Source organism: Bradyrhizobium sp. AUGA SZCCT0105, assembly GCF_018129565.1.
GTDB lineage: Bacteria > Pseudomonadota > Alphaproteobacteria > Rhizobiales > Xanthobacteraceae > Bradyrhizobium.
Window position 1 is genome coordinate 280545 of sequence record NZ_JAFCMK010000007.1, and the last position, 14678, is coordinate 295222.

Genomic DNA, 14678 nt, shown 5'->3' on the forward strand with positions numbered 1-14678 from the left:
CAAAGCCGCACCGTTGGACGATGGCGACGCCAAAAGCTCCGCCGTCGTCCCTGCGAAAGCAGGGACCCATACGCCGCGGCCCATCAATGGCACGATGGGGTCGACATCTGAATGCACCAATAGCCGCCGGTGGTTATGGGCCCCTGCTTTCGCAGGGGCGACGGAGGCGACAGCTTACGCCTCGCGCACCACGGTCTTCAGATAATTGTATGCCTTGATGATCTCGATCAGGCGATCCTCGGTGGAGCGATCGCCGCCGTTGGCGTCGGGATGGTGCTGCTTCACCAGCGCCTTGTACTTCGACTTGACGTCTTCGAGTGTCGCCCCGGCGCCGAGCCCCATCACCAGCAGTGCCTTGCGCTCGGCGTTCATGACCTTGCGCGTCTCGGGCTTGGGCTCCGCGCCACCCGGTCCGGGCCGCCAGCGGCCGCGGCCGTTGAGCTCGGAGAACACGTGGAACGGATCGGAGGCGGCGTCGAGCCCGCTCTCCTTCTTGCCGTTGTTGGCGCCCATCTTCCAGGTCGGACGGTGGCCGGTCAGCGCATCCTTCTGGTAGCGCGCGACGTCGTCAGGATTCATGCCCTGGAAGAAATTGTAGGACTGGTTGTACTCGCGGACGTGATCGAGACAGAAATGCCAATACTCGCGCGAATTCTCGCGGCCCTTCGGGGCGCGGTGCGCGCCCTTATTCTGGCAACCCGCCCACTCGCAGGCGACGGCCTGCTCGCCGGCCTGCGCCTGGCGCTTCGCACTCACCTTGGTCGGCTTGATGCGAATGGAGTCGAAGAATTTTGATGAATCGATCGGCATGTTCTCTTTGACTACGCAATGCACAAATCTTCAAGTCTTGACATTGCGCAGACCTCGTTTCCCGCTTGCACCATTGACGAAAAGCCGTCGCGGACCTAACTCCGCCGCCATGAGCACCAAAGACGCTATCATAAACAAGTTGCGTGAAGCTTTCTTGCCCGAAAGCCTCGACGTGGTCGATGAGTCACATCTGCATGAGGGCCACGCCGGCCACAGGCCAGGCGGCGAGACGCATTTCAGGGTATATATTGTGTCTCCGGCCTTCGAAGGGAAGAGCCGGATCGAACGCCATCGCATGATAAATGCGACGCTGGCGCAGGAACTCGCCGGCTCGGTGCACGCGCTGGCGATCCACGCCCACGGCCCCGGGGAAAAGCCGCGCTAGCTCGCGCTTGGCTCAAGACGAAGCAGTGGTTTTCCGTTATGAGAATGGGACCTCGGGCGGCGGACCTGCGCCATATGTGAGCAGGCAAATGATGGATCGTATCGCCACGCTTGATATGGGGCCATTGATGATCCCTTGCTGGCCACGTTTCCGGTCGATTGTCGCCGCCGCCGGCCTGCTCCTGATTTGCGCGATGCGCCCGGCCTCGGCGCTGGATATGCCGAGCCCGTTCGTTCAGGAGGTGCTGATCAAGAGCATCCTAGTCTCGCTCAACGATGCGGTGGCCGCCAACAATTTCGCCGTGTTCCACGCCAAGATATCAAAGCCGTTCCGCGACCAGTTTTCGCCGGACAAGCTGAAGTCGATCTTCAAGGATCTGGTCGACAAGCATGCGGTGTTCGACGCCGTGGTCGCCAAGCCGATCGTCCTCGATGAGGACGCCAAGATCGACGACAAGGGCGTGTTGCGGCTCAAGGGCCATTTCGACACCACGCCCAAGCAGGTGAAGTATCAGCTCGGCTTCATCCCCTCCGACGGCGCGTGGAAGCTGTCGGGCATCTCGATCGATATCGAGTAGCATTCGGAATAATCGCCAGACCCGTCATTCTGAGGAGCGCGTAGCGCGTCTCGAAGGATGCACGGCCACCAGCCGGGCCGTCGACCCTTCGAGACGCCGCTTCGCGGCTCCTCAGGGTGACGGTGCATGCAGACTGCCTACGCGAACTAGAACGCCGTTCCCGCCCGCTTCGGCTTCTTCTCGTCGAGCTCGGCGGCCTCGCGCGGGACGGCGACGATGCGCAGCGCGGTGATGCGGTTGCGCTCGCGGCGGAGCACGCGGAAGCGGAAGCCGTGGAAGGTGAAGCTCTGGCCGCGATCGGGAATCGACCGCGCCTCATGGATCACGAGGCCGGCGACCGTGGTCGCCTCCTCGTCCGGCAGGCGCCAGTCCATCGCGCGGTTGAGGTCGCGGATCGGCACCGAGCCGTCGACCACGACCGAGCCGTCCGGCTGGGCGCGCACGCCCGCGACCACGACATCGTGCTCGTCGGAGATGTCACCGACGATCTCCTCCAGGATGTCCTCCAGCGTCACCATACCTTCGACCTCGCCATACTCGTCGACCACCAGGGCGAAGTGGGTCTTGCGGCGGCGGAACGCCTTCAGCTGTTCGGAGACCGGGCGCATCTCCGGCACGAACCAGGGCGGCAACGCGATCGCGGAGGCATCGATCGCGGACATGTCGCCCTCGTTGGCGCGCATCGCCCGCAGCAGATCCTTGGCGTGGAGCACGCCGACGATGTTCTCCGGCTTCTCGCGCCACAGCGGGATGCGGGTGTATTCGCTGGCCAGCACCTCGCGCACCAACTCCTCGGGCGGCAGGTCGGCATTGACCATGGTCATCTCGGTGCGATGGACCATGACGTCGGAGACCTGCAGCTCGCTGAGGTCGAGCAACCCGCCGAGCATGTCGCGGTCCTGCTTCTCGACCTTGCCTTCGTGATGCAGCAGATCGACCGCGCCGCGCAGGCGTTCGGTCGGCGACAGGATGGCCTGGTGCGCGCCGATCTTGATGCCAAGCAGCCGCATCAGCGCGCGGACGATCCCTTCAATGATGGTGAGAAGCGGCCCGAGCACGAACACCGTCAGCCGCATCGGCCGGGCCACCAGCAGCGACACCCGGTCCGGCGCATTGATGGCGACGGTCTTGGGCAGCACTTCCGCGAAGATCACCACCAGCACCGTCATCACACCGGTGGCATAAAGCACGCCGACATCGCCGAACCAGGCGGTGAAGATGCCGGTGGCAAGCGCGGAGGCGCCGATATTGGCGATGTTGTTGCCGAGCAGCAGCGCACCGATCATCCGCTCGCGCATCGCGATCAGGCTCGAGACCACCGTGGCTTCGCTGTTGCCCTGCTTCGACAGCCGCAACATGCTGGCGCGCGAGGCGCCGGTCAGCGCCGTCTCACTCGCCGAGAAGAAGGCGGAGACGAGCAGACAGAGCAGCACGATCGAGAAGGTTAACCAGCCCACTGGCTTGATCCGTGGTTTAGGCCTTCAGCTTGGCTTGCAGGAAGTCGCGCACCGGCTGAGGCTCGACATTGTTGGCAATCACGGCGCGGCCGACCGCCTCCAGCAGGATGAAGGTGAGCTTGCCGCGCTTGACCTTCTTGTCCTGCGCCATCAGCGCCAACAGAGCGTCGGCATCGGCAAGCCCTTCCTGCGTGAAGCCTGCGATATCCTGCAGGCGCGTCGGCAATCCTACCGCGGAAAGATGACGCGCGATGCGGGCCGCGTCGTCCGTCGAAATCATGCCGAGCTGCGCGGAGAATTCCGCCGCGAGCACCATGCCGACCGAGACGCCCTCGCCATGGAACAGGCGGTCGGAGAAGCCCGTCGCGGCTTCCAGCGCATGACCGAAGGTGTGGCCGAGATTGAGCAGCGCGCGCTCGCCGGTCTCGCGCTCGTCGCGGGAGACGATGGCGGCCTTGGCGCGGCAGGAGGTCGCAATCGCGTGCTCGCGCCCTGCGCCGCCCGAGAAGATGTCGGCGTGGTTCTTTTCGAGCCAGGCGAAGAAGGCCTCGTCACCGAGGATGCCGTATTTCGCGACCTCGGCGTAGCCGGCGCGGAACTGGCGCTGTGACAGCGTGTCGAGCACCGAGGTGTCGGCGATGACAAGCACCGGCTGGTGGAATGCGCCGATCAGGTTCTTGCCCTGCGGCGAGTTGATGCCGGTCTTGCCGCCGACGGAGGAATCGACCTGCGCCAGCAGCGATGTCGGCACCTGCACGAAATCGACGCCGCGACGCAGGATCGCGGCCGCGAAGCCGGCGAGATCGCCGACCACGCCGCCGCCGAGCGCGATCACCAGATCGTTGCGCTCGATCTTCGCTGCGATCAGCGCCTCGCTGACCTGCGTCAGCGTGGCATAGCTCTTCGAGCCCTCGCCCTCCTCGACGACGATCCGCGACGTCGGCACGCCCGCGGCCGCAAGCGATGCCTCGGCCGGCTCCAGCCAGTGTTTCGCGACGGTGCGATCGGTGACGATGGCGGTCCGCACGCCGGGCCGCAGCGCCGCGACGCGCTCGCCCAGCGAGGCCAGCACGTCGCGGCCGATGACGATGTCATAGGCGCGATCGCCGAGCGCGACGTCGACGGTAACCGAGGCGGAGTGTTTCAAGGGCGCAGTCATGAGGTCGCGTTCAATCCATCAGATGGTGGCTCGCCGGCCGGACGCACGCCGCACAGATGCGCATGCAGGGCCTCGAGGCATTCGTCGACAATGCGGTCGTGCGGCACGTCGCGCGAGGCGATCGTCAGATCGGCGTTCTGGTAGACCGGCTCGCGCTCGCTGAGCAGCCGGTTGACGGTCGCCTCGGGATCGGCGGTCTGCAACAGCGGACGATCGGCGCGGCGGCGGACCCGGCGCATGATGATATCACTGTCGGCTTTGAGCCAAATCGAGATCGCCTTGTCGCTGATCCGTTTGCGGGTTTCCTCACGCATGAAGGCGCCGCCACCGGTCGCCAGCACGATCGGACCGCTGTCGAGGATGCGGGCAATCACCCGCGCCTCGCCGTCGCGGAAATAAGCCTCGCCATGGGTCTCGAAAATCTCCGGGATCGTCATGTCCGCCGCCGCCTCGATTTCGGTGTCGGCATCGGTGAACGCCAGCTTGAGCCGCAGCGCCATCCGCCGGCCGATGGTCGACTTGCCGGCCCCCATCATGCCCACCAGCACGATCGACCGCGTCCCCAGGGCGGCCGTGATATCGGCCTCCAGGGTCGGATGGGTGGGCGCCGGGACGGCTGCGTCGGACATCAAAAAGCTCGGATATTGGGACGATTTGTTCAGAATTCGAGCCACCTATACTACCCCCGGCGATACCGTTACCAGCGACTCTTGCAACGGCGCGGGGAACATGTTGGATGATTTCATTGGTTAATTCGCCGCCTGAGTCGCCTCCATGCCCAGCCTGTTCCGCTTCCTGACGGTCGTCGCCGTGATTTTCGGGATCGGCTACGGCATCGTCTTCGCGCTGGCCAATTTCGTGCATCCGAAACCGCGGGAAATGAGCGTGACCATCCCGCCGGATAAGTTCCTCAAGAAATAGCCGCTATGATTCTGGCATGCCCGCTGCTGCCAAAGCTCCTGTGAAGACACCCGCCAAGACCCAAATCAGGTCCTCCGACGCCAAGCTGACCGCGTTGTTCCTCGACATGCTCGCCGCGGAACAGGGCGCCGGCGTCAACACGCTCGACGCCTACCGGCGCGACCTCACCGATTTCTCCGATTTCCTCGCCCATGCCGGCACCGATTTCACGAGCGCAGACACCGAGGCGCTGCGCGGCTACCTCGCCGACCTGGATACGCGCGGCTTCAAGTCGACCAGCGTGGCGCGGCGGCTGTCGGCGATGCGGCATCTCTACCGTTTCCTGCTCAACGAGCGGATCCGCGGCGACGATCCGGCCGCGATCCTGTCCGGCCCGAAGCGCGGCCGCGGCCTGCCCAAGGTGCTGTCGATCGCGGACGTCGACCGCATGCTGACCCGCGCCAAGGAGCTGACCCAGACCGACGTCTCGCCGGCACAGCGGCTGCGCGCGCTGCGGCTGTATTGCCTGCTCGAGGTGCTCTACGCCACCGGGCTGCGCGTCTCCGAGCTGGTGTCGCTGCCGATCTCCGCGGCGCGGCGCGACGCGCGGATGATCGTGGTGCGCGGCAAGGGCAACAAGGAGCGGCTGGTGCCGCTTAACGATGCCTCGCGCCAGGCGATGGCGGATTACCTCGCGGCGCTCGAAGTGATGCAGCCGAAGGCGAAGAAGGCCGCACCGCCGAAATGGCTGTTTCCGTCCTCCGGCGAGAGCGGCCACCTGACCCGGCAGCATTTCGCCCGCGACCTGAAGGAGCTCGCGAGCGCCTCCGGCCTCGCGCCGCGGCTGGTGTCCCCGCACGTGCTGCGCCACGCCTTCGCCAGCCACCTGCTGCACAATGGCGCGGACCTGCGCATCGTGCAGACCCTGCTCGGCCATACCGATATCTCGACCACCCAGATCTACACCCATGTGGTCGAGGAGCGGCTGAAGAGCCTGGTCCGCGACCTGCATCCGCTGGCCGAGAAGTCGTAGCTATCCGTAGCCCGGATGGAGCGAAGCGTAATCCGGGGAGCGATATCCGCGGAAATACCTATCCCGGATTGCGCTTCGCTCCATCCGGGCTACAAGCGATCCACCTTGACTTCCGCGTCGTCTCCGCAGAAAGAGCGTCACCTGCCTGCGATCCCGAAGCGTGCATTCCGCCCGAATGCGCGTTAACCGATTGAAGTTACAAAACTTCTCTTGCCACCGCCAAAACCGCTTCGCCCCTCGCATTGTTCCTCCCTATATTGAGTTGATGCCCGACCCGATGCGCAGCTATCTCGACTTCGAAAAACCCGTCGCCGAGCTTGAATCCAAGATCGACGAATTGCGTGCGCTTGCCGCGAGCGGCAGCGACATCGGCGACGAAGTCGCGCGGATCGAGGATAAGGCGGCGCAGGCGCTGACCGACCTCTATGCCAATCTGACGCCGTGGCAGAAGACGCTGGTGGCGCGGCATCCGCAGCGACCGCACTTCACCGATTTCATTGGCGGCCTGATCACCGAATTCACCCCGATGGCCGGCGACCGCAAATTCGCCGACGACGAGGCCCTGATCGGCGGCTTCGGCCGCTTCCGCGGCGAGAGCATCTGCGTGGTCGGCCAGGAGAAGGGCGCCACCACCGATACCCGCATCAAGCACAATTTCGGCATGGCGCGTCCCGAAGGCTACCGCAAGGCGGTGCGCCTGATGGAGATGGCCGACCGCTTCGGCGTCCCGGTGCTGTCGATCGTCGATTCCGCCGGCGCCTATCCCGGCATCGGCGCCGAGGAGCGCGGCCAGGCCGAGGCGATCGCGCGCTCGATCGACGCCTGCCTGTCGCTCGGCGTGCCCAATGTCGCGATCGTCACCGGCGAAGGCATGTCGGGCGGCGCCATCGCCATCACGACCGCCAACCGCGTGCTGATGATGGAGCACGCGATCTACAGCGTGATCTCGCCGGAGGCGGCATCCTCGATCCTGTGGCGCGACGGCACCAAGGCGCAGGAAGCCGCCAACAGCATGAAGATCACCGCGCAGGACATGCTGCGCTTCGGCGTGATCGACCAGATCCTGAAAGAACCCTCCGGCGGCGCGCATCGCGACCCCGCCGCGATGATCACGACCACGGGCGATGCCATCGCCCAGGCGTTCAACGACCTACGAAATCTTGATCCGGACGCGATTCGCAAACAGCGGCGCCAGAAGTTCCTGGATATCGGCCGCAAGCTGGGCTGAGCCGCCCAAACGGGCGAATTTTCGACCAAATCAGCCGATTTTGCCGTAATTGGGCCCCGAGACGGGTCTTTAACGTTCCTTGAACCATGCCTGCTAGCGTGAGCGGTGTCAGCCTCCGTTCAGGTTGCGAGCAGGGGGCGTCGAAGGCTAATATTTTACACAATGGCTTCAGGGCATATTCGCCGTGTTGGGGTCGCGAAAATCGCCCGGTGGGTGTGGAGCTCGGACTTGACTCATCGCACGCTCGTACGCGCGCTTCTGACTTCGGCGGTCCTCGCCGCGGGCGTCATGCTCGCCGGCTGTGACAGCGACCAGATCTCGCTCGCCCAGAACGCCAAGGCCAACCAGCCGGTCCCGCCCAAGCTCGTCGCTGCCATGACCGAGAAGGACATGGACATGCAGTCGCCGATCCTGGTGCGGCTGTTCAAGCAGGAGGCCGAGCTCGAGGTCTGGAAGCAGACCCGCTCCGGCCAGTTCGCGCTGCTCAAGACCTATCCGATCTGCCGCTGGTCGGGCGATCTCGGCCCGAAGGTCCGTGAGGGCGACCGCCAGGCGCCCGAAGGGTTCTATTCGATCAATCCGAGCCAGATGAATCCGCAGTCGGCCTATTACCTGTCGTTCAACACCGGCTATCCCAACGCGTTCGACAAGGCGCTCGGCCGCACCGGCTCGCAGCTGATGGTGCATGGCGACTGTTCCTCGCGCGGCTGCTACGCGATGACCGACGAGCAGATCGCGGAAATCTATTCGCTCGGCCGCGAGTCGTTCTTCGGCGGCCAGAAGGCGTTCCAGCTGCAGGCCTATCCGTTCCGGATGACGCCGGTGAACATGGCCAAGCACCGCAACAATCCGAACATGCCTTTCTGGAAGATGATCAAGGAAGGCTATGATCATTTCGAGGTGACGAAGCAGGAGCCGAGGGTCGACTTCTGCGAGAAGAAGTACGTGTTCGATGCCGTCAAGGCGCCGAACGCAACGCGCGATCCGGTGTTCGACGCCTCCGCGAAGTGTCCGGCCTATGTGATCCCCGAGGAGATCGCGAGCGCCGTGCGCGAGAGGGAGCAGCAGGACGCCGCCGAGACCGCCAAGCTGGTGTCCAAGGGCACGCCGGTGGCGCGCCTCAACACCGGCATCGACGGCGGCATGAACGCGATCTTCGCCTCGAAGATTCCCGAAGGAAACACCGGTCTGTCCGAAGGCGGCGACAGCCAGGCGCTGCAGTCGATGTCGCTGGCGCGCGCGCCCGGCACGATCCCCGGCACGGTCAATCCGCCCAAACCCAATCTCGCGGTCCAGCAGGACGAGCCGGTCGTTGCGACGACGTCGTCGACTGCCCGCGTTGCCTCGGCCAACACGTCCGACAAGTCCGAGGGTTTCTTCTCGAGCTTTGCCCAGAAGGTCGGCATCGGCGGCACCGCCGACGCCAGCAAGATGACGGCATCGCCGCCGGCTCCGGTCGCTGCGGCACCGGCCAAGCCGAAGGTCGCCGAGGCCAAGCCGCAATCGGTGGTTCGCGTCGCACCCAAGGCCGAGCCGAAGCAGGCCGCCAAGCCCGCGCCGAAGCCGCAGACAACCAACACTGCGGCCGCCGCGCCGGCCCCCGCGGCGGCGTCGACCCAGCTCGCCGGCTCCGCGCCGGTCGTGCAGACCAACTCTTTCGACACCCGCTTCTCCGCGGTGAAGTAAGCGCGGCCGGCTTGCGCCGCGGCGCTCGTCGTCTCCGATCAGCACTTCGAACAGCACAAGGTGTCGTCCCTGCGAAAGCAGGGACCCATAACCACACGCCGTGTTGTTGAAGCGCGCTGTGGCCACAGCTTTTCAAGACAATCGCATTCGTGGTTATGGGTCTCGTCTCAAGGCCGGGACGACACCGAATGTGTCGCGCGGCCAGCGGGGTTCCGCATTCTCGCGACATGACCTCTCAATCATAGCCTCCCTTCGCCACCACATTCCTCTTGCCAACCACGCGTAGATGATCGCCAGATCATGCACGCGGGCACAGCCGGGAGATTGCGATGGATGATCGAACCGTGCGGATGGCGCTGGAGCGCCATTGGGAGGCGTCGGACGCGAGCGATTTCGAGCGCGAGCACGAGATCTATCGCGACGATGCAGTGCTCGACTATCCGCAATCGGGCGAGCGGATCCGTGGCCGGCGCAACATTCAGCAGAGCCGGACGGTTCAGCCGAGCAAGAAGCGCTTCACGGTCCAGCGCATGATCGGCGGCGGCGATCTCTGGGTCACCGAATTCGTGCTGACCTATGACGGCATCCCGTCCTACACGGTGAGCATCATGGAATTCCGCGACGGGCTGGTCGTCCACGAAACGCAGTACTTCGGCGACCGGTTCGAGCCGTCGCCCTCGCGCGCGCACCTCGTTGAGCACGCAGGCGGGACGCCGTCGCGTTGATCGACAGGAAGTTCTGCGCCGTGACGGTTACATGCCGTGGCTTTCGAAGACCTTCTTGCAGCTTGAGCTCAGGCTGGCCCGCTTCATCTGAAGGCAGTTTTGTACGGCGCCGTCATTGCCGAGGTCCTTGCGGCAGAAGCGCTGTGCGTCGCGCGAGCACGCGGATTGTTCGGACTTGGTGCCGGCATGCTGCGCCAGCGCGGCACTGCTGCTCATCACGGCAGCGACACAAAGGGTTATGATCGAAAGATAACGCATCGGTGAATTCCTCCCGCGGCCCAACGGCAGCCGGGGCTCTTCGTTCCTGGGGAACCGGGATTCCACTGCTTCGGCTGGGATCCCTGAGGCCCTTGCAGGGGTCTGCCGGCGCGCGCGAGACGGCGGCGGCCGCAGCCGCGAGGGACATGGCCGCACCGGACGAAAAGGCTGGCCGCCTGCTTTCGCAACGGGCCAATAGTCAGCCGCCTGGGAGCCCGATAATGGGTTGGCTCGTCGCGTTCTATTTTTGGTCGATGGCGAACGACGTTGCATCGCCAGCCGGTGCGCGATCATTAGCGATCGCTTCAACCGTCTCGACGATGCGTCGTCGTGCGGCACGGTCCCGGATCGCGCGAAAGGCCCGCAGGAGCCGGAATGCATCCGCCGCATCTTCTGCCTGCCGTTCCTTCGTCAAGATTATCCCCGCTCGATCAGCCCGATCCAACAAGCGCAAAAAATCGGCTGCGGCTCCAGGACACAGCTGGGAGCCCGCGAGGCATTCAGCACTCTCCTGCCGGGTCTGCGTTGACCCTTGTCAAAATAGCGAAGCCTTGGTGACAGCTTTGATCATCGCGGGGCCGGGACGCTCAAAGCTGAGCCGGGAATGGGAAGGCCAGACCACTGCACCGCAGACGCCTTTGCCAGCCAGAACCGATCCCGCCGCAAACAGCCGCTTCCCGTACGGTTACGGCGCCAGATAACGCAGCAGTTCAGGATCGTTGCGCACCTCGCCTGCGCCGCCCTGCAGCGCGACGCGGCCGCGGTCCAGCACATAGGCATAGTCGGCGACGCGCAGCGCGAGGTCGAGGTGCTGCTCGACGATCACGACCGAGATGCTCTTGGCAAGCTCGATCAGCCGCTCGGTAATCTCCTCGATCACGCCGATCCAGACGCCTTCGGTCGGCTCGTCCAACAGCAGCAATTTCGGATTGCCGAGCATGGCGCGGCCGATCGCCAGCATCTTGCGCTCGCCGCCGGACAGCGTGCCGGCCGGCTGGTCGAGGCGCTGGCCGAGCTTGGGGAAGATCTCGAGCACGCGATCGACCGCGCTCATATCGGAATTGGTCAGCGAGCCGACCGCGAGGTTGTCGCGCACCGACAGGCGGGCGAATACCGAATGCTCCTGCGGTACATAGCCGATGCCGGAGCGCACGCGCTCCTCGGTGCGGCGGCGGGTGATGTCGCGGCCGTCGAAGAACAGTTCGCCCTGCGAGCTCGCGAGCTCGCCGACGATGGTCTTCATCAGCGTGGTCTTGCCGGCGCCGTTGCGGCCGAGCACGGCGACGCCGCCGCGCCAGGGAATGCCGATGTTGACATCGAACAGGACCTGGCTGCGGCCATAACCGGCATCGAGATGCCGGATATCGAGGAAGGACTGGTCAGGCACGGCGAAGATAAATCTCCTGGACACTCTTGTTGGCCTGGATTTCCGCGACCGTGCCCGACGCCAGCACCTTGCCCTGGTCGAGCACCGTGAGGCGGTCGCAGATGTCGCGGATGAAATCGAGGTCGTGTTCGACGATGACGAGCGAGCAATGCTGCTTGATCGGCTGCAACAGCTCGCCGGTGACGCGGCGCTCCTCGAGGCTCATACCGCCGGTCGGCTCGTCCAGCAGCAACAGCCGCGGCTTGCCGGCGAGCGCCATCGCGATCTCGAGCCATTGCTGCTGGCCGTGCGACAGCGCGGCCGCGGCATCATGCGCGCGGTCGGCGAGACGGAACTGGGTCAGCATCGTCATGACCTGATCGTGCAGCCTGTTGCGGGTGCGCGAGAGCACGAGATCGAACAGCGACGAATGCGCCTGCAGCGCCAGCAGGATGTTGTCGTACAGCGTCAGCGTCGGCAGCACCGAGGTGATCTGGAATTTCAGGCTCATGCCGGCGCGGGCGCGCTCGGTCGGCGTGAATGCCGTGATGTCGGTGTTGACGAACGAGACCTTGCCCGTGGTCGGCACCTCGGCGCCGGCGACGCACTTCATCAGCGTGCTCTTGCCCGAGCCGTTGGGGCCGATCAGGCCGTGAAACTCGTTCTCGCCGACGGTCAGCGCCGCACCGTCGAGCGCGGTGAGCTTGCCGTACACCTTGCTGATCCCTTGCGCCTCAAGGAGCGGCATTGCCGGTCTCCTTTGGCTTTGGCGCCTTGTTTGGGCCCTTCTTGTTTGGTCCCTTGCCGAAGCTGCCGACCCGCTCGCGCTCGCCGAGCACGAAGGAGACCAGCCCGAGCGGGCGGAACATGATCACGAGCAGCAGCAGCACGCCGAGGATGATCGGCCAGACATCGCGGTAATTGTCCGACAGCCAGAAGCTGACGCCCTCGATGATCACGGTGCCGATCACCGCGCCGATCAGCGTGCCGGAGCCGCCGAACAACACATAGAGGACGACCTGGGTCGAGAACACGACGCCCAGCATGTTGGGCCAGACGAAGCCTTCGTGGAAGGCATAGAGGCTGCCGGCGAGGCCGGCGATGGTGCCGCCGACCGCGAAGATGATCGCCTTCAGATGCTGCGCCTTGTAGCCGAAGAAGGCGATGCGCTGCTCGTTCTCGCGCAGGCCCGCAAGCGCGAGGCCGAATTGCGAGCGGACCAGGAACCGGCACAGTAGATAGACGACCACGAGGATGCCGAGCACCATGTAGTAATAGACCGGCCCCTCCTCGAACTCGTAGCTGCCGAGCGTGAGCGGCGGGATCGACGGGATGCCGTTCTGGCCGCCGAGATAATACCAGCCGCGCGCCAGCCGGTCGGCCGCATAGGAGCCGGTCAGGGTGCCGAGCGAGACGAAGATCACGCTCGAGGGATAGCGCCCGAGCAGCAGGAAGCCGCCGAGCAGCAGCGACGCGGTGAGGCCGATCAACATGCCGGCAGGCAGGATCAGAAGGATCGAGGTGACGTTGAGGTCGCGCGCCATCAGCGCCACGCCGTAGCCGGCGGCGCCGAAAAACAGCGCCTGGCCGAAGCTCATGATGCCGGCATAGCCCCACACCAGATCGAACGACAGCGCGAACAGCGCGAGGATCACTACGCGGGTGGCGAACACCGTGAGATAATCCTGCAGCACCCATGGCAGGACCAGTGCGATCAAGAGCACCAGCCCTTCCACGATCGGCAGGACCTTCCATCCTGCCGATGCCTGTCCCGCCGGCGCGCGCGCGGCCGGTGCACCCTCACCTGTCACGACATCCGGTTCCTCACCGATGCGTGCGACGGCCTGCTCTGCTCCACCCATGGATTGCTCAGCATTCCTTGGGATCGACGAGACCGGCGCTGCGCGCCACGATCTCATAGTTCCCGCCTTTGGCAACAGCGGTGTACATCTTCATCTTGCAGTGACGCTTGCCGGGAACCATTTCGGCGGGACCGCCGGGCCCTTCGGCGATCTTGGCGTGGTCGAGCGCGGCCGCAACCGAGTCGCGGTCGACCTTGCCGGCTTCCTTGACCGCGGCTTCCCACAGCTTGAGGCCGCGATAGGTTCCGGTGGCGGCGCTGCCGGCCGCGAACAGGAAGTTGCCCGGGAAATCCTTCTCATAGGCCGCCTGGATCTTGGCGTTGAACGGATCCTCCTTGGTCAGCACCTTGAAGTAATCGAGGCAGCTCGCCAGCCCCTCGATCTCGCTGGCCTGATTGATGTTGAGCGTGTTCTCGTCATAGTAGACGCAGGCGAGCCGCCCGCCGTTCTTGAGGAAGCCGGCTTCATAAAGCTGCTTGAAGAACGGGCCGACGCCCGGCGGGATCACGGTGTTGAAGACCACGTCGACCTTGTTCGAGATGATCCGGTTGACGGTCGACGAGAAGTCGACCTGGTCGAGCGGGTAATACTCCTCGAACACGACCTCGCCGCCGTTATCCTCGATCACCTTGCGGGCGTAGACGTTGAGCGTATGCGGCCAGACATAGTTGGCACTCGGCAGCGCGAACTTCTTGCCGCCGTTCTTGATCAGCCAGGGAATGAACTCATCGCATTGCTGCGCCGGCGTCGGTCCGGTGCAGAACAGATAGGGCGTGCACTCCTTACCCTCGTAGAGCTGCGGATAGATGTAGAGCGTCTTGCCGCGCGCCACGATCGGGTCCTTGATCGCGTTGCGCATCGACGAGGTGATGCCGCCCAGCACCATGTCGACCTTGTCGCGCTGGATCAGCTTGCGGACGTTGCCGACCGCGACCGATTCGTTCGAGGCGGTGTCCTCGATGTAGAGCTCGAGCGGCCGTCCGAGCAGGCCGCCGCCGGCGTTGATCTCCTTGATCACCATCTTGGCGACGTTGGCGTCGGCATTGCCGGCATAGGCGATCGGGCCGGTCAGGTCGGTCGCGATGCCGACCTTGATCGGGCCCTCGGCGGCGTTGGCCCAATCGGGCCTCACCACCCAGCTTCCGACCCCGGTCGCGAGCGCGCCGGTCGCAAAGGCAAAATTGCTCATGAAGCGGCGGCGCGTGAGATTCATGCGTTCAATCGACATGGTG

Annotated in this window: 17 protein-coding genes; 7 read left to right on the forward strand and 10 right to left on the reverse strand. The window is 64.8% G+C overall.

Annotated elements, in window-relative coordinates; all coding sequences use genetic code 11:
• Positions 1-174: 174 nt before the first annotated feature.
• Positions 175-810 carry a J domain-containing protein gene (locus JQ573_RS30265; protein WP_092120102.1) on the reverse strand — a complete coding sequence of 212 codons (636 nt, stop codon included), beginning with the start codon at positions 808-810 and terminating at the stop codon, positions 175-177.
• Positions 811-919: 109 nt separating this feature from the next.
• On the opposite strand from JQ573_RS30265, the gene JQ573_RS30270 reads away from it, so the two are divergent.
• Both JQ573_RS30270 and JQ573_RS30275 read left to right on the forward strand, forming a co-directional pair.
• Positions 920-1195: a BolA family transcriptional regulator gene (locus JQ573_RS30270; protein ID WP_028338206.1), complete on the forward strand. Its 276-nt coding sequence runs from the start codon at positions 920-922 to the stop codon at positions 1193-1195.
• An 88-nt stretch (positions 1196-1283) separates the two neighbouring features.
• Positions 1284-1772, forward strand: coding sequence for a hypothetical protein (locus tag JQ573_RS30275; RefSeq protein WP_249132526.1), 489 nt, complete (start codon positions 1284-1286; stop codon positions 1770-1772).
• Between the two features lie 146 nt (positions 1773-1918).
• Here the strand turns inward: JQ573_RS30275 and JQ573_RS30280 are convergent, their stop codons facing one another.
• Genes JQ573_RS30280 through JQ573_RS30290 form a run of 3 tightly spaced genes read right to left on the reverse strand, consistent with a single transcriptional unit; the run spans position 1919 to position 5017 of the window.
• Positions 1919-3229, reverse strand: coding sequence for an HlyC/CorC family transporter (locus JQ573_RS30280; RefSeq protein WP_092120105.1), 1311 nt, complete (start codon positions 3227-3229; stop codon positions 1919-1921).
• A 16-nt stretch (positions 3230-3245) separates the two neighbouring features.
• Complete coding sequence (gene aroB, locus JQ573_RS30285; RefSeq protein WP_212311929.1) at positions 3246-4388, reverse strand: 3-dehydroquinate synthase; 1143 nt, start codon at positions 4386-4388, stop codon at positions 3246-3248.
• Positions 4385-5017, reverse strand: coding sequence for a shikimate kinase (locus JQ573_RS30290; RefSeq protein WP_212311930.1), 633 nt, complete (start codon positions 5015-5017; stop codon positions 4385-4387). Before JQ573_RS30290 ends, aroB begins: the two co-directional genes overlap by 4 nt.
• 145 nt (positions 5018-5162) lie before the next feature.
• Between JQ573_RS30290 and JQ573_RS30295 the strand changes: the two genes are divergently transcribed.
• From JQ573_RS30295 to JQ573_RS30315, 5 genes are all read left to right on the forward strand, one after another.
• Complete coding sequence (locus JQ573_RS30295) at positions 5163-5309, forward strand: hypothetical protein (protein ID WP_050405944.1); 147 nt, start codon at positions 5163-5165, stop codon at positions 5307-5309.
• A gap of 16 nt (positions 5310-5325) precedes the next feature.
• Positions 5326-6321: a site-specific tyrosine recombinase XerD gene (xerD, locus tag JQ573_RS30300; protein WP_212311931.1), complete on the forward strand. Its 996-nt coding sequence runs from the start codon at positions 5326-5328 to the stop codon at positions 6319-6321.
• Positions 6322-6586: 265 nt separating this feature from the next.
• Positions 6587-7549, forward strand: a complete 963-nt coding sequence (locus JQ573_RS30305) for an acetyl-CoA carboxylase carboxyltransferase subunit alpha (protein WP_212311932.1) — start codon at positions 6587-6589, stop codon at positions 7547-7549.
• A 228-nt stretch (positions 7550-7777) separates the two neighbouring features.
• Positions 7778-9235 (forward strand): L,D-transpeptidase family protein, encoded by a 1458-nt coding sequence (locus JQ573_RS30310; RefSeq protein WP_212311933.1) that lies wholly within the window; start codon positions 7778-7780, stop codon positions 9233-9235.
• A 329-nt stretch (positions 9236-9564) separates the two neighbouring features.
• The gene (locus JQ573_RS30315; protein WP_212311934.1) at positions 9565-9960 is read left to right on the forward strand and encodes a nuclear transport factor 2 family protein; all 396 of its coding nucleotides are present in this window, start codon (positions 9565-9567) and stop codon (positions 9958-9960) included.
• Positions 9961-9987: 27 nt separating this feature from the next.
• Here JQ573_RS30315 and JQ573_RS30320 read toward each other — a convergent pair whose 3' ends face one another.
• The 6 genes from JQ573_RS30320 to JQ573_RS30345 form a co-directional block, all read right to left on the reverse strand.
• Positions 9988-10218, reverse strand: a complete 231-nt coding sequence (locus tag JQ573_RS30320) for a hypothetical protein (protein WP_212311935.1) — start codon at positions 10216-10218, stop codon at positions 9988-9990.
• 241 nt (positions 10219-10459) lie between these two features.
• Positions 10460-10633, reverse strand: a complete 174-nt coding sequence (locus tag JQ573_RS30325; protein ID WP_212311936.1) for a hypothetical protein — start codon at positions 10631-10633, stop codon at positions 10460-10462.
• A gap of 270 nt (positions 10634-10903) precedes the next feature.
• Positions 10904-11605 carry an ABC transporter ATP-binding protein gene (locus tag JQ573_RS30330; RefSeq protein WP_212311937.1) on the reverse strand — a complete coding sequence of 234 codons (702 nt, stop codon included), beginning with the start codon at positions 11603-11605 and terminating at the stop codon, positions 10904-10906.
• A complete protein-coding gene (locus tag JQ573_RS30335) occupies positions 11598-12332 on the reverse strand; it encodes an ABC transporter ATP-binding protein (protein WP_212311938.1) in 735 nt (244 codons plus the stop codon). The genes JQ573_RS30330 and JQ573_RS30335 overlap by 8 nt, the downstream gene beginning before the upstream one ends.
• Complete coding sequence (locus tag JQ573_RS30340; RefSeq protein WP_249132528.1) at positions 12319-13446, reverse strand: branched-chain amino acid ABC transporter permease; 1128 nt, start codon at positions 13444-13446, stop codon at positions 12319-12321. The genes JQ573_RS30335 and JQ573_RS30340 overlap by 14 nt, the downstream gene beginning before the upstream one ends.
• 7 nt (positions 13447-13453) lie before the next feature.
• Positions 13454-14674, reverse strand: a complete 1221-nt coding sequence (locus JQ573_RS30345; protein WP_212311940.1) for a substrate-binding protein — start codon at positions 14672-14674, stop codon at positions 13454-13456.
• Positions 14675-14678: the final 4 nt, after the last annotated feature.

Coding starts and splice junctions, on each gene's coding strand:
- JQ573_RS30265 (WP_092120102.1), bottom strand. CDS start 810: ATGCCGATCGATTCATCAAAATTCTTCGACTCCATTCGCATCAAGCCG.
- JQ573_RS30270 (WP_028338206.1), top strand. CDS start 920: ATGAGCACCAAAGACGCTATCATAAACAAGTTGCGTGAAGCTTTCTTG.
- JQ573_RS30275 (WP_249132526.1), top strand. CDS start 1,284: ATGATGGATCGTATCGCCACGCTTGATATGGGGCCATTGATGATCCCT.
- aroB (WP_212311929.1), bottom strand. CDS start 4,388: ATGACTGCGCCCTTGAAACACTCCGCCTCGGTTACCGTCGACGTCGCG.
- JQ573_RS30290 (WP_212311930.1), bottom strand. CDS start 5,017: ATGTCCGACGCAGCCGTCCCGGCGCCCACCCATCCGACCCTGGAGGCC.
- JQ573_RS30295 (WP_050405944.1), top strand. CDS start 5,163: ATGCCCAGCCTGTTCCGCTTCCTGACGGTCGTCGCCGTGATTTTCGGG.
- xerD (WP_212311931.1), top strand. CDS start 5,326: ATGCCCGCTGCTGCCAAAGCTCCTGTGAAGACACCCGCCAAGACCCAA.
- JQ573_RS30305 (WP_212311932.1), top strand. CDS start 6,587: ATGCCCGACCCGATGCGCAGCTATCTCGACTTCGAAAAACCCGTCGCC.
- JQ573_RS30315 (WP_212311934.1), top strand. CDS start 9,565: ATGGATGATCGAACCGTGCGGATGGCGCTGGAGCGCCATTGGGAGGCG.
- JQ573_RS30320 (WP_212311935.1), bottom strand. CDS start 10,218: ATGCGTTATCTTTCGATCATAACCCTTTGTGTCGCTGCCGTGATGAGC.
- JQ573_RS30335 (WP_212311938.1), bottom strand. CDS start 12,332: ATGCCGCTCCTTGAGGCGCAAGGGATCAGCAAGGTGTACGGCAAGCTC.
- JQ573_RS30340 (WP_249132528.1), bottom strand. CDS start 13,446: ATGGGTGGAGCAGAGCAGGCCGTCGCACGCATCGGTGAGGAACCGGAT.
- JQ573_RS30345 (WP_212311940.1), bottom strand. CDS start 14,674: ATGTCGATTGAACGCATGAATCTCACGCGCCGCCGCTTCATGAGCAAT.